At 35.4% G+C, this 14681-nt stretch carries 13 protein-coding genes; 12 read left to right on the forward strand and 1 reads right to left on the reverse strand.

What is annotated here, in order from left to right; translation table 11 throughout:
- Positions 1-14 precede the first annotated feature (14 nt).
- Complete coding sequence (locus V7K41_RS12550; protein ID WP_334848540.1) at positions 15-374, forward strand: hypothetical protein; 360 nt, start codon at positions 15-17, stop codon at positions 372-374.
- Positions 375-439: 65 nt separating this feature from the next.
- Positions 440-634 carry a GIY-YIG nuclease family protein gene (locus V7K41_RS12555; RefSeq protein ID WP_334848541.1) on the forward strand — a complete coding sequence of 65 codons (195 nt, stop codon included), beginning with the start codon at positions 440-442 and terminating at the stop codon, positions 632-634.
- Here the strand turns inward: V7K41_RS12555 and V7K41_RS12560 are convergent.
- A complete protein-coding gene (locus V7K41_RS12560) occupies positions 619-1071 on the reverse strand; it encodes a transposase (protein WP_334848559.1) in 453 nt (150 codons plus the stop codon). The genes V7K41_RS12555 and V7K41_RS12560 overlap by 16 nt on opposite strands.
- A gap of 903 nt (positions 1072-1974) precedes the next feature.
- Between V7K41_RS12560 and V7K41_RS12565 the strand changes: the two genes are divergently transcribed.
- The 10 genes from V7K41_RS12565 (at position 1975) to V7K41_RS12610 (ending at position 14469) form a co-directional block, all read left to right on the forward strand.
- Positions 1975-4179 carry a GumC family protein gene (locus V7K41_RS12565; RefSeq protein WP_334848543.1) on the forward strand — a complete coding sequence of 735 codons (2205 nt, stop codon included), beginning with the start codon at positions 1975-1977 and terminating at the stop codon, positions 4177-4179.
- A 56-nt stretch (positions 4180-4235) separates the two neighbouring features.
- The gene (locus V7K41_RS12570; RefSeq protein WP_334848545.1) at positions 4236-5228 is read left to right on the forward strand and encodes a glycosyltransferase family 2 protein; all 993 of its coding nucleotides are present in this window, start codon (positions 4236-4238) and stop codon (positions 5226-5228) included.
- Positions 5229-5323: 95 nt separating this feature from the next.
- Positions 5324-6646 (forward strand): flippase, encoded by a 1323-nt coding sequence (locus V7K41_RS12575; RefSeq protein ID WP_334848547.1) that lies wholly within the window; start codon positions 5324-5326, stop codon positions 6644-6646.
- Between the two features lie 25 nt (positions 6647-6671).
- Positions 6672-7598: a glycosyltransferase family 2 protein gene (locus V7K41_RS12580; RefSeq protein WP_334848561.1), complete on the forward strand. Its 927-nt coding sequence runs from the start codon at positions 6672-6674 to the stop codon at positions 7596-7598.
- Positions 7599-7616: 18 nt separating this feature from the next.
- On the forward strand, positions 7617-8846 hold the full coding sequence (locus V7K41_RS12585; protein WP_334848549.1) for an O-antigen ligase family protein: 1230 nt from the start codon (positions 7617-7619) through the stop codon (positions 8844-8846).
- Between the two features lie 48 nt (positions 8847-8894).
- Positions 8895-10166, forward strand: a complete 1272-nt coding sequence (locus V7K41_RS12590; RefSeq protein ID WP_334848550.1) for a glycosyltransferase family 4 protein — start codon at positions 8895-8897, stop codon at positions 10164-10166.
- A 24-nt stretch (positions 10167-10190) separates the two neighbouring features.
- Positions 10191-11207, forward strand: a complete 1017-nt coding sequence (locus V7K41_RS12595; RefSeq protein WP_334848552.1) for a hypothetical protein — start codon at positions 10191-10193, stop codon at positions 11205-11207.
- Between the two features lie 127 nt (positions 11208-11334).
- Positions 11335-12228: a glycosyltransferase family 2 protein gene (locus V7K41_RS12600; protein WP_334848553.1), complete on the forward strand. Its 894-nt coding sequence runs from the start codon at positions 11335-11337 to the stop codon at positions 12226-12228.
- A 107-nt stretch (positions 12229-12335) separates the two neighbouring features.
- Positions 12336-13487 carry a glycosyltransferase family 4 protein gene (locus V7K41_RS12605; protein ID WP_334848555.1) on the forward strand — a complete coding sequence of 384 codons (1152 nt, stop codon included), beginning with the start codon at positions 12336-12338 and terminating at the stop codon, positions 13485-13487.
- Between the two features lie 157 nt (positions 13488-13644).
- Positions 13645-14469, forward strand: coding sequence for a WecB/TagA/CpsF family glycosyltransferase (locus V7K41_RS12610; protein WP_334848557.1), 825 nt, complete (start codon positions 13645-13647; stop codon positions 14467-14469).
- Positions 14470-14681: the final 212 nt, after the last annotated feature.

Genomic DNA, 14681 nt, shown 5'->3' on the forward strand with positions numbered 1-14681 from the left:
AGGTCTAATAGTATATGACAAAAAGTAAGATGGGCGGTATGAAACTCAGCCAGTTTTCTGGTATCAGAAGTAATGAGACAGAAACATCTACCGAGTTACCACAGGAATCGACACCTGAACCTGTATCAGTTAAAGAGTCAACACCAAAGGAAAAGCCTGTTTCCATCAACATTAAAATCAGCCGCGAACAGCATGAATGGCTTAGTGATACCGCCCGTACAGTTAGGGATAATAATGCAGATCCCGTTCCTCCTGGCGATCGCGTTTATCCTCAGCATCTAATTGGCGTAGCTGTCGATCTGTTGCAGAATAGTGGTGTTGATTGGAGTCGGGTAAAGAATACAGAAGACCTAAGACAACAGCTTAAACTATAAAGGTCTAATAGTATTAACTGTGTAGTAAAAGATATCCTCTAAGAAAAACTGAATAACCACAAAATATGAATATTGACGTTCATACCTTGCTATCATTGGCACTAGTTAATCTTTCCCAGTTGCCTAAGTGTAGTTGTATCTACTTTGTGATACAAGACTCACGTATCATTTACATTGGTCAAACCACTAACCTAGCTGACAGGTGGACAGGACACCACAAGTTAAGCCAGTTAATACCAATTCTCTATGAAGATGCATAGAATAAAGCTTCGTGAAATAGAGTTTCAAGAATGAAATCATAACAGGTCAAAGATGAGATTGACTCAGAAGACATTTGAGCTAACTCATGTTGAACCCGTTGGCGTAATTCTTGTAAATTTGAGAAATTCTCACCCTTGAACTGGCGTTTAATAAACTGCCACAATCTTTCGATCGGATTGAGTTGAGGACTGTGAGATGGTTGAAAAATTGGGATAAGATTTTCAGGCCAAGACAGTGCCAAAGCTTGATGGGCAGATGCTTGATCCATTTGCATCAGTGCCATATCATCACCCAATTCAAAAGAAAGGGCATCAAGAAATTTTTGAAAGTTTTCACTATCGAGATGAGGATATTCCTGACAAAAATGCCATCCTGCCAATGGTTCGACCACCCCATACAACCAGAACGCCTTTCTTGGCCACTGTACGCTGACTATCGGTTTGACTTGCGCGTGCCGTAATCACTCGCCCAGTTTCTGTTTTCAACCCTAGTCTGGTTTCATCCTGACACAAGTAACGCAGTCGCTTGCTTTTGCCAAAAAGGTTTTGCAGAGTTAGTAAGGCTAGAGTAATGTTTTTTTAAACAGACTCACTCCTTGTTCATCCTGATCTTTACTGACAAGTCTTTCACCAGACTGGGCAAATTAAACTGATTGCGAGTTATTACAGACTCAATACTCAAATCATACAATTTTATGATTGCCAGTTCCGTATTATTACTAAAATTGACCATTTTCAGAGTCAGAATTAATTGTTACTAAAAGTTTGGAAGCAACTTAAGTAAACATCCATCGAGTCTTTATACTCTCTCTTTTCACTGTACAAAGTCTATCTCTGAAGTGCTTCCATTGCTTATAGGCTGGCACAATTGTTCTATTCCCTACTCTCAAGCAATTAACTCCTTTCATCGTTTTAAAATCACTAAACCGACAGCGAACATATTAGTCTTTTGTATAAATTTTTTGTAAAGTTCTCGAATTCAGTGTTCTCACAGAATATGATAGTGATTGTTAGTTTACAAATCAATACTTGCATTAGTAGTAACACAAAACTAAATTAACCAAAATTAAGCCCTAAAAATGAAAAGCCACTAAATCAGGGAGAAAATTGTGAGTTATCTTGTTGTTGCCGTCAGTAAAATATCAATCTAAGTTAAAATTACGATCTGCAAAACTATTAGTTAATTTCAGATATTGAACAACTTCAGCAAAAAGGCATTAGCTGACAATCAACGAAGAAGATTACTGGTGCAAAGTAGATTACAGCGCTACTGTGAGCAAAATACTAAGAACAATCTGCTGTAAGTAAATAATCTTTTTTATAAAAGTTTGTATATATTTATGACGATGGAATCTTTACCAAGTTTTGAAGAAGTAAATATTCAGAAATACTTAGAAGTTCTTCAACGGCGTTGGCTACCTCTAGTTGGAATTTTTGCTATATCTGTTACCCTTGGATGCTTGTATGCATTTTCACTAAAACCTTCATACAAGGCAGAAGGAAGTTTGATGATAAAAACAAATCGCTCTTCCTCACTCACGGGCTTACCGGATGACATAGGACGCCTAGAAGCTTTGAATGTGAACGACAATCCCCTGGAAACTCAAGTGAGAGTTATTGGATCAAATCCAGTAATTGAGAAAACAATTAATTCCCTTAACCTTAAAGATAGTCAAGGCAAACTGCTCTCGATTCCCGACCTGGCAAAACAACTAAAAATAGAAGGAATTAAAGGCACTGATGTTGTACAACTTTCTTATAAAGGTGGCGATCCAGAACTAGCTGCCAAAATCATCAATGAAGTTATTGACAGTTATATCGATTTAAATATCAAGGCTAATCAGAATGAAGCGCGGACAGCCAAACAGGTTCTCGTAACGGAAGTACCTAAAGCTGAGGAAGTTGTCAGAAGAGCCGAATCAAAACTGCGGCTATTTAAAGAAACGAATAAAGTTGTTGTCCTAGAACAAGAAGCAGCCGCAGCAGTCGATACAATTTCTAAGTTAGGAAACCAAATTTCTCAAGCTTTAGCTCAACTAGATGATGTGAAGGGTCGTCTAGAACAGTTAAGCAGTGAAGCTCAGGTAGATTCACGGCAAGGTGTAATCGAATCTGAATTGAGTCAAGCACCTGGAGTTCAGAAAGTGCTAGCCCAACTTCAAGAAACAGAAAGTCAACTTGCACTAGAGCGTACCCGTTTTTCACCTGAACACCCTACAATTACTAGTTTAGAAGAAAAAGTCGCAGCTCTTAACAACTTGCTAAAAGAGCGGACAGGACAAGTAGCGGGTAAAGCGCAGATAACACAGGGAAGTTTACAGGTTGGACAACTGCGACAAAGCCTAATTGCAGATATTACTCGTGCTCAGGCAGAACGCGTTGGTCTGGAGAGACAAATTGCCACACTCAAACAACAGCAAAATGCTTACATCAAACGAGCAAATAATTTGCCAAGGTTAGAACAAAGTCAACGAGAGCTGGAACGGAAACTGCAAGCAGCTCAAACGACTTACGAAACACTCTTAAAGAAACGCCAAGAGATTGATATTGCACAGAACCAAAAAATTCCTAATGCTCGTGTTATTTCCTATGCTTTAACCCCTGATAAAGCAGAAGGGCCTCGGAAAATGCTGTTTATTGTTGGTGGAGCAGGAGTTGGTTTCTTCTTAGGTATCATTGTTGCCTTTACTTTAGACTTGATAGACCGCTCAGTGAAGACCGTCAAAGAAGCCAAAGATGTCTTGAGATACAGTGTTTTAGGAGTGATTCCTACACAAGCTAGAAATGGTAAAGATCATTCTTCTATAGCAGGACTCGATAGACCTATTCCCAAAATCATTGGTAGAGATATTCCTTACTTCCCTATTGGTAATGCATATCAAATACTACAAGTGAACTTAAAGTTCCTCTGTTCTGATAAACCGCTCAAAAGCATTGTAATTACAAGTTCCGTTGCCAGAGAAGGAAAGTCTGACGTATCTGCAAATTTAGCTGTGACTATGGCTCAGGCGGGACGTAGAGTGTTGTTGGTGGATGCAGATATGCGTCATCCCATACAGCATCATATCTGGGGGCTAACAAATACAATTGGACTAAGTAATGTCATACTTAACCAAGCTTCTTTAAACACAGTTGTTCAGGAAGTAATGCCTAATCTGGAAGTTCTCACTTCTGGAGTTTTGCCTCCCAATCCAGTGGCAATGCTAGATTCTCAACGCATGGCGACATTAATTAGTAACTTTGGCAGAGATTACGATTTTGTAATTTTTGATACTCCTCCCTTGTCAGGAATAGCAGATGCTGCTGTTTTAAGCACCTTGACTGACGGTATCTTATTAGTCGTTCGTCCTGGAGTGGTTGACTTGAACAGTGCAAATGCAGCTAAAGAGTTTTTAACTCAGTCAGGTCAGAAGGTATTAGGGATAGTCATCAATGGTGTGAATGCTAAAAATGAACCTAATAATTATTTTTATGACACTAAAAAACGACAAATTGAACAAGATTTGGTATCTAGCAGCTTAACTAAATTTCGCAAAGAGCGTTAAGTTCTCTTAGAAATTGTAAAAGCTACCATCACTACAACCTATCTAAACCAAATTTTTTGACTGTAGAAATAATGGATAAAACTAAAATGAAAACTTCCTGTTTAATTAATAATTACAATTATGCTGAATTTCTCTCTGAGGCAATTAATAGCGCTTTAAATCAGACAGTTAAATTTGATGAGATTATCATTGTTGATGACGCATCCACAGATAATTCTGCGGAAGTTATCAATAAATTTACTCAAGTAACTAATCTTAAATCTATCTTGAAAGAAAAAAATCAAGGACAATTATCATCTTTTAATGAAGGGTTTTTAGCTGCTACTGGTGACATTATATTTTTTTTAGATGCCGATGATATTTATGAACCTCAGTATTTAGAAAATGCCCTAAATTTTTATAATAGACGCAGTGAATGTGATTTTATATTTTGTGCGTATAAAAAATTTGGAGCAGTACAAGGAACATTTCAAGACGATGTAGTTGATTTAGATTTGGGTTATTCAGTAATTAGAACTTTATATAATGAGGAATGGATTGGTTCCATAACTTCAACATTATCAATACGTAGAGAGATAGTCAGAAAATTTTTACCTATTCCAAATATAGAAGATTGGCGTGTAAGGGCTGATGACTGTTTGGTATGGGGAGCTTCTTTGGTGGGGGCTAAAAAGTTTTATATGTCTAAACCTTTAGTGATGTATAGAATACATCAGAATAATCAGTATCATAATAAGAATTTTTTAGATGTAGACAAAAACTATAAATATAAAAGATTTTGGAAACGCAATTCCCTATTTAATTACATTCTGCAAAAAAACAATTTTAGCTCCCCATTATTCTTAGCTTTCACATCTATCAATGAGCTACAAACAATACCATGCCCAAAATATCAAGATTTTATTACGTACTTGAAAATAATATTTTTATTTGAGCATAGTTTTTATTGGAAAATAAAGGGCATTGTTTTCTTATTTAGCTATTTTTTGAAAATTTTGATTACTGGTAAATTAAAAAGATTATATGTGATAAATAATGGAAGTTGCTGAATAAATAAGCTTTGTTTTGTATTTGATAAAATGAAAAACTTTACGAGCGAGATTGATAAATAGAAAGAATGTAATATGATTAATTAATAAAAATAATGTTAAGTAAATTAAAAATTAAAAACTTATCGAAATTTAAATCTCGTTCTGGGCTGCGTGCAATTATTGCTAATACAGGTTGGTTATTTGCTGACCGCATTCTACGTATGGGTGCAAGCTTAGTTGTAGGGGTATGGGTAGCACGTTATTTAGGAGTACAACAGTATGGTTTATTTAACTATGCTTTAGCTTTTGTTGCCTTATTTAGCCCAATTTTTACTCTCGGACTAGACGACGTAGTAGTTCGCCATCTTGTTCGTCAATCATCAAACAAAGAAGAAATTTTAGGAACTACTTTTTGGCTAAAATTTTTGGGTGGGATTGCTTCTGTTTTATTGGCAGTTAGCACGATGTTTTTCTTAGGTGAGCATGAAACACTAAAGATATGGCTAGTTACAATTTTAGGAATAGCAGGAATTTTTAGGGCATCTGATACTATTGAACTGTGGTTTCAATCACAGGTGCAGTCAAAATATACTGTAATCGCTAAAAACACGGCGTTTCTGCTAAATACTGTCATCAAAATCACACTAATTTTAACAAAAGCACCATTGCTAGCTTTTGCTTTGGTAACATTAGCAGAATTTGCAATGAGTGCAATTGGCTTACTGATTGTTTACCAAGTCAAAGGGTCTTCATTGTGGTTATGGCGTTGGAGTTTTGCTTCTGCCAAAACTCTTATGAAAGAGAGTTTACCTCTAATTTTTTCGGGGTTTGCCATCATGATTTTTATGAGAATAGATCAGGTGATGTTAGGTCAAATGATCGGAGATAGTGAGGTTGGAGTTTATTCTGCTGCTGTGCGTATTTCTGAAATTTGGTATTTTATTCCAGGGGCTATTGTTTCCTCTGTTGCTCCGGCAATTTATGCAGCAAAGGAAAAATCAGAAAGTCTTTACTATCAGCGTATAGGACAATTACTCAGTCTAATGACATGTATATCTTTAGGAATTGCTCTTCCAATGTCCTTTTTATCTGACAAAATAATTATAGTGATGTTTGGAAGTGGATATGCAGAGGCAGGAGCAATATTAGCAGTTCATATTTGGACCTCTTTGTTTGTATTTATGGGTCTTGCAACTTCACCTTGGTTTATTGCTGAAGGTTTAAACCACGTTTCTTTAGGTAAGACTTTATTTGGGGCAATACTAAACATTATTCTCAATTTATTACTTATTCCTAAATATGCAGGACTTGGAGCTGCGATCGCAACAATAACATCTCAAGCTGCTGCTGCTTTTATATGCAACGCATTTGATTCAAGAACACAAAAACTCTTTAAAATTCAGGTGCGATCGCTTATTCATTTTTACAAATACTGATCGTTATTATTTAAATTTTTTTATCATGCAAACACCCGTAACTTTTATTATTTTTAAACGTCCACAAACAACAGAGAAAGTTTTTGAAGCTATTCGCCAAGCCAAGCCAACAAAACTTTTTGTAATTGCAGATGGACCCCGCACTGACCGCAAAGGTGAGGTAGAAAAATGCAAATTGACTAGGGCAATTATTGAGAAAGTTGACTGGGATTGTGAAGTAATAAAGAATTATTCTGAGAGCAACTTAGGTTGTGCACAACGGGTATCAAGTGGTTTAGATTGGGTCTTTAATAATGTCGAGGAGACAATTATTTTAGAAGATGATTGTATCCCTCACCCAACTTTTTTCAGATTTAGTCAAGAACTGCTAGAAAAATATAGAAATGATACCAGAATCGCCACAATCTCTGCTCAAAATCTTCAACTTGGACAAAAACGTACAAATTACAGTTACTATTTTTCTCGCTACAACCACTGCTGGGGTTGGGCAAGTTGGAGACGTGCTTGGCAACATTATGATTTGACTATCAAACTCTGGAAACAGGTGCAAGCAGAAAACCTTTTACATGACATTCTTATAGACCAAAAAGCAGTAAATTCTTGGCAACGAATATTTCAGTCTGTTTATGACAATCCTACAGGTATAACCTGGGATTACCAATGGACATTTGCTTGTTGGATGCAGGGAAGCTTAAGTATTATTCCCAGTGTCAATTTAATCTCTAATGTTGGTGTTGGTGCAGACGCAACTCATTTCACTTCAAATCAAGAATTTTCTTTCATCAATATGTCCATGCAGGCAATGGAATTTCCCTTAAAGCATCCATCATTTATTGTCAGGAATGTAGAAGCAGATAATTTTACACAGAAAACAGTCTATAAAGCAACTGCATTGGATATTTTTAAAGAAGAAGTTAAGAAAAGATTGAATTACTCAACCATAAAAAAATAGATAAACTAAATTTCAGAAATGAAAGTAACACTAACAGAAAAAATATTAACTATCTTGCTATTACTGATTGCTGTAGGGGCATTAACAATACACCCTGCACAAGAAGTTTCCATGTCTACACTTGGAGGCGATAAGCTAGATACTTTGTTCAATATAGTTTCATATTTAATCCTATTTTATTTCCTAATTTTATACTGGAAAGGTTTTATTTTTGTAATCACTAGAAGTCCATTACAGTTTTTTTTACTAGCAATAGTTATATTTTCTCTTTTATGGTCAGAAGACCTAAGTTCTAGTCTTACTTATCTAAGAGGTCTAATCCGAATATATTTTCTTGCCATCTATTTAGCAATGCGTTATCCGCTTAAGGAACAAATTAAGCTAATAGCTTGGGCACTTGGTGTAGCTGCATCATTATCTATTCTCTTTTCTGCATTCGTACCAGGTTATATTCACGAATCACCTGAATTACTAGGTATGTGGAGTGGAATTTATGGTCATAAAAATGAATTAGGTTACATGATGGCTTGGAGTGCAGGAGTTTTTTTGCACCTTGCTCTTAGTGGCCATCGATATCGCTGGTTGATGTGGGCATTATGTGGGATCTCTATATGTTTAATTATACTCTCACGTTCAACAACATCTTTAACGATTTTGTTGACAATGATATTACTTTTACCTTTCTACAGATCCCTGAAAAAAACTAATTATAAATTACAAGTTATTATGATTACTTCAACTTTGATGTTCCTGATGATTTCTTCAATATTACTTCTCAACAATGCCGAAACTGTAGTTGGTACTTCTGGTAAAGACCTTACCTTCAATGGACGCTCTGACCTCTGGGAGCTAGTGATTTCCAAGATTTTGGAAAGACCTTGGTTAGGTTATGGATTTTCGGGATTTTGGACTAGTAATGCTGCATCTAAATTAAGAGCTACTTATGATTGGGCAAGTAATGCCCATAATGGTTTTTTAGAATTATTGTTAGAATTGGGATTATTAGGTTTTTTAACTTTTGCAGCAAGTTTTGTCCAGTTTTTTGTAATGGCATTGACTCGAATTATTTCTGTCGCTAAAAAGCCGGAAGATTACTGGCCAATGCAGATGCTACTTATCATAGTCATAGTTAATTTTTCAGAAGCCAGATTATTAACTCCTAGCTGGAATTGGTTAATGTATGTCACCACGTCATTATCTTTGACTGTTGAATATCAACGAAATCGTAAAAATATTTTAGTCAATTAGTTTTTATGACAGTCATAAATAGTTTTAGTGATTATTAAGTGAATAAAAATGAAAATTTTACATATTAGTACCCATGATATTAGTGGCGGTGCAGCGAGGGCTGCATATCGTTTACACACAGGTTTACAGGATATAGGACTACAGTCACAAATGTTAGTTCAGGAAAAATATAGTAATGATAAAACAGTAATTGCACCTAAAATTCGACTGTTTCAAGGCATCGCTAAGGCAAAGTTGACAGTTGAAAGTTTGCCATTAAAGCTTTATCGTCAAAAGAAAAATACTCCATTTTTTACTCAATGGTTGCCAGATAGAGTTATTCCTAAAGTTGCTCAGATTAATCCAGATATAATCAATCTGCATTGGATTAGCGGAGGTTTTATGCAAATAGAAACCTTTGCTAAACTGAAGCGTCCTCTAGTTTGGACTCTCCATGATATGTGGGGGTTTACTGGAGGGTGTCACGTTACTGGAGAATGCGATCGCTACAAAGTATTCTGTGGGGCTTGTCCTCAACTCAACAGTGGTAATGAATGGGATTTATCCCGTTGGGTATGGCAGCGCAAAGTAAAAGCTTGGAAAAATTTAAATTTAACTCTGGTTTCACCAAGTTCTTGGTTAGCAGAGTGTGCTCATTCCAGTTCTTTATTCCAGAATTTGCGAATTGAGGTAATTCCCCACGGACTAGATACTCAAAAATATCGACCGATTAATCAACATTTTGCACGAGAAGCACTCAATCTACCTCAAGATAAAAAGCTGATACTCTTTGGAGCGATAGAAGCAACAAGCGATAGAAATAAAGGATTTCATTTGTTGCAACCAGCTTTACAAGAATTAAGTAAATCTGGCTGGAAGGATGACTTGGAAGTTGTGATTTTTGGAGCATTTCAACCCGAAAATCCACCTGATTTAGGCTTTAAAAGCCACTATTTGGGACACTTACATGATGCTATATCTTTAGCAACTGTTTACTCAGCAGCTGACGTAATGCTTGTACCATCTCTTCAAGAATCTTTTGGACAGACAGCTTCGGAATCATTCGCTTGTGGTACTCCAGTTGTGGCGTTTAATTCTACTGGCTTAAAAGATATTGTTGATCATCAGCAGAACGGCTATTTGGCTAAACCTTATGAAGTTGAAGATTTTGGCAAAGGAATTACCTGGGTTCTTGAAAATGAACAGAGGTTGCAAAAACTGTCATTTTATGCTCGCGATAAAGCCGAGCAAGAATTCACTCTGGAACTTCAAGCACGTCGTTATTCAGCCTTGTTTCAGGAAATATTGATGAGAGCAAAGAAATCTTCATTGAGTAATTAACTTAGTAAATCAATACTTCATAATATGTCAATACCTATAGCTTTTATAATTTGTACAGAACCTGGTCGTTTAGAAGGCCAATCTTTGATGCTTGCAGAAAGTATTCGTAAGTTCTGCGGCGAATTGAAAAATACACCTATATATAGTTTTCATCCTAGAGTAGGTGAACCGATATTAAAGCAAACCCAACAAGCGTTTGAAGCATTGCAGGTGATTCATCAACAAATTCCAATAAATCGAGAATTTCATGAATATTATTTAGCCAATAAACCCTTAGTTTGTGCCTATGCAGAACAAAATGTCGATGCAGAAATATTAGTTTTTTTAGACAGTGACAAATGCTTTTTTTCTGAACCAAAAGAATTTTTATTGCCAGTAGATTGTAATGTACGGATGCGTCCTGAGTATGGTCAAGGAATTGGTTCTACAGGTCTGCAAGATCCTCAAGAATGGTATTGGCAAAAACTATACGAAGTACTGGGAGTAAAGCGTGAGGTATTTGTTGACACACCAATTGGTAATAAAAGAATCAGAGCCTACTGGAATTCTGGTTTGGTTGCTGTAAGAAGGAGTGCGGGTATATTTACAACTTGGAAAGAGAACTTTGAAAAAGTAATGCGCTTGGATATTACTCCTCCTCAGGGTATTTATTTTGTTGAGCAGTCTGTTTTGTCTGTAACTTTATGTGCCTTGGAAGAAAACGTTGAACATCTTCCTTTTAAATATAGTTATCCATTACCTTTACATAACCGTTTACCAAAAGAAATGCAAATTAAACATTGGGATGATATTATATCCATTCATTATTTCAACTTATTTTTTTATAACGATTGGAATGGACAAATAAAAAGATTGAAAATTTTTAATAGTAATTCAGATAAATATCAATGGTTATGTGAAGAGGTTGTCAGACTTAATATGCCTCGTGTATCAGTTTGGCATCGATATCTGTTGGGAGTCAGAAGAATGGAACAAAAACTAAAAAGCTTGAATTTAGATATTAATTTCAGTGGCTGGATAGAAAAAAGAGTTAAGTTTTAAACTGATATAACAATATATGAAAGGTATAAAATTGATGATTTAGATTATGAAGATAATCTGTCAGAGTTACGTATAATTTTATTACTTGAATTAATCATTTTTGTACATATTATATGAGGGAAATGAAATGAATAAAGCAAATCTAGCTGTAATTATGACATGTTATAACAGACGGAATACAACTCTTGCCTGTCTAAATGCTTTATATCAGCAAAAAAATCATTGTGATATTTATTTAACTGATGATGGGAGTTCTGATGGTACTACAGAAGCTGTTAAAGCAGAATATCCAGAAGTACAAATTCTTCAAGGTAATGGCAATTTATTTTGGGTCGGAGGAATGCATCTCGCTTTTAGTGAGGCAATAAAATATCAATATGATTATTATTTATGGTTGAATGATGACACATTTCTAGAAGCCAATGCTGTGAGTAAACTATTACAGGTTTATCAAAATTTGACGGAACTTGGTTATCTAGACTCAATTGTAGTTGGTTCAACTAAAGACTCAATTACAGGAAAAGCAACTTATGGAGGAGCAGTAAAATCTAAAAAGTGGTATTCTAATAAGTTTGAATTTTTAGAACCAAGTTCCGTTATCCAAAAATGTGATGCTATGTATGGTAACTGCGTGCTAATTCCTAAAAGTGTTGCCGCCAAAGTTGGCAATATTGATACAGCTTTTGCTCATAGTTTAGGAGATTTAGATTATGCCCTAAGAGCGCGGAAATTAGGTTGTAAAATATGGGTAGCTCCTGGGTATATTGGTACTTGCACTAAAAATTCTATTCGCAATAGTTGGGCAGATACCAATTTAAATCTATTAGAACGCTTGAAAAAAATACTACAAATTAAAGGATTTCCATTGAAATCATGGACTATATTTTGTAGCAGACACTCTGGGCCATTCTGGATATTTTACTGGTTCTTACCCTATATCAGAGCAATTATTGGTTACAAAGATTTGGCAACTTCTCCCACATTTTCTGAGGATATGAATCAAACCAACTCAGAAGTTTAATACTTGCATTATAGTCATTCTTGGATGATGCTTGGATAAGTTATAACTATCTTAATAATTTGACAAATGTAGTTTCAAACTATAAAATAATAATCAGCAATCACTTTATGGGTAAACGCTTACTGATTGTCTCAACCCTCGATTCTAGTCAGCCATTTGGTGCATTTACTAGACCTTTTTATCTAGGACAATATCTTACTAAACATTTTGATGTTTTTCAGCTAGGTTTAGATTGTTCATCTGTTAATTATGCACCTTCTCTTTCTATTGGATCAAGAAGCTTGAAGTCATATATTCAATCCATAGAAAAGTGCATCGACGAGTTTTGTCCAGATATTGTGTATGCTCAAGAAACACTACCTGGATTGGCTGCTTTAGTTTCACTAAAGCTTAGAAAACACAGTAGTTCCTCTCTTGTCTTAGATTTTCATACATTTTCGCCTTATGAATACTGGATGCGCTTGTTTTCAGTTGCCAATCCTTTAAAAGAGTTTGCACAATGTATTAAGACATATATTGCTCAGGGAATTTTAATATTTTCTGGTAGTCCAATAATTGCAGCAGGTGAATCAATTCTTAAACTAATTTCCCATTGGTATGGAAAAACTCCACAGCAAATTTATTCTATCGGGAATGGAGTGGCTGAAGACTTACTCAATACTGAAGTTTTTCCAGATCAAGACCCCTATCAAGCATTCAGACCAGCTAAAATAGTGGTTATTATTGCTCCCAAAACCTTTCAATTTCCAACTAATGATATGTCTGTATCAATGGCTATTGAGGTTGCTCAATCCCTTGAAAGTCATCAAGAAAAAGTACATTTTGTTGTCATTGGTAGGGATAGTAGTGATATTTCAGAACCAATACCTTCTAACATTTCTTTTTTAGGCTTTTTACCTAAAAGAGAAGATTTTGTCGCCCATCTGAAATATGCAGATATTGCTTTGTTGCCATTCTCAAAACAAGCAGTAGCAGGTGGTGCTCGCAATAAAGCATTAGATTATTTTGCTAGTAGAAAATTAGTTGTATCAACATCAGAAGGCTTGCGAGGTTTAGAAGAATTTCACCACTTAGAACATCTGTTAGTAACAGGATACTCTAGCGAAGAAGTCGCTAACACAATACTTGATGCTGCTTCAAATCTTGATAAATATCAATCACTTGTAGAGACAGCATATACTTTAATTACAGAAAAGTATTCCTGGAATGCAAAAGCACAGAATATTGCGGAAATCCTTATGAAAACAAGTGCTTTTTAGTTATGTTTAGATAATAATTTTTAACTAAAAAACTTAGCTATTTCAATATTTCAGTACTTTCGTCAGTACTTCAGTATTGAAATATTGCTAATTAATTTTACAATACTCACCTTTACATTGAGATAACATCTCATATTTATCAAAACAAAAACAAAATATGAAAAAGCGATTTTCTTATAAAGTTATTGGTGCTCAAGTGGATGCACTCTCTATCCTTGACTTAAATTTATTGATTGAAGAATCTATTGATCGGGATGAAAAATGGATTATTGCTAATCATAACTTACATAGTCTTTATCTCTTCCATAACGATCTAAAAATGCAAGCTTTTTATTCCAAGGCAGAATATACCCATATTGATAGTATGCCTTTAGTATTTATTGGAAAGCTGTTGGGTTTTCCAATTAAACGTGAACAAAGAGTAACTTATGCTGACTGGGTATGGCCTCTGATGGCAGAAGCTGCTACTAAAGGCTGGCGTGTATTCTATTTAGGTTCAAAGCCAGGAATTGCTGAAAAAGCAGCAAATATTTTATGCCAGAAATTTCCTGGTTTACAGATTGCTTGCGCTCATGGCTATATTGATATAAATAAAGATAGTCAAGAAAATCTTGCCACTGTAGCTGCAATTAATGCTTACAAACCCCATATATTAATGGTGGGAATGGGTATGCCACGCCAAGAGTATTGGATTTATGAAAATCTTGAACATCTTCATACCAACACTATTTTGACTAGTGGAGCCTGTATGGACTATATAGCAGGAGCAATACCTACTCCTCCTCGCTGGATGGGAAAGGTGGGGTTAGAATGGTTGTATCGCTTGTTATCTGAACCGAAAAGGCTTTGGAGACGTTACTTACTTGAGCCTTGGTTTGTTGGCACATTATTTTTACGAGAAATTTGGAGTATTTCAAGTAAACGAAAAAAAAATAACCTGCTGGTATTTATAAGTACGAAATTTCACAAGTTCGTAGCTTAATCGAGTCTCTCAAAGTTTTACCAGTAGGTTGCTCAATTCGTCACGAATTTATGAAATGTTGTACTAAGGTTTAATGATTAATTAGTCAGTAAGTCTTATTCAACTTTCATAATCGTGAATAAGTAGGTGGTTATAATTAAATATAAGATAGAGAAGGTCTAAAAAACAGGTTCTACGAGATGTCTGCTCCATTGCGAGTTAAATTAACAGAT

It is taken from the genome of Nostoc sp., from assembly GCF_036917415.1.
In the GTDB taxonomy this organism is placed as follows: Bacteria; Cyanobacteriota; Cyanobacteriia; order Cyanobacteriales; family Nostocaceae; genus Nostoc.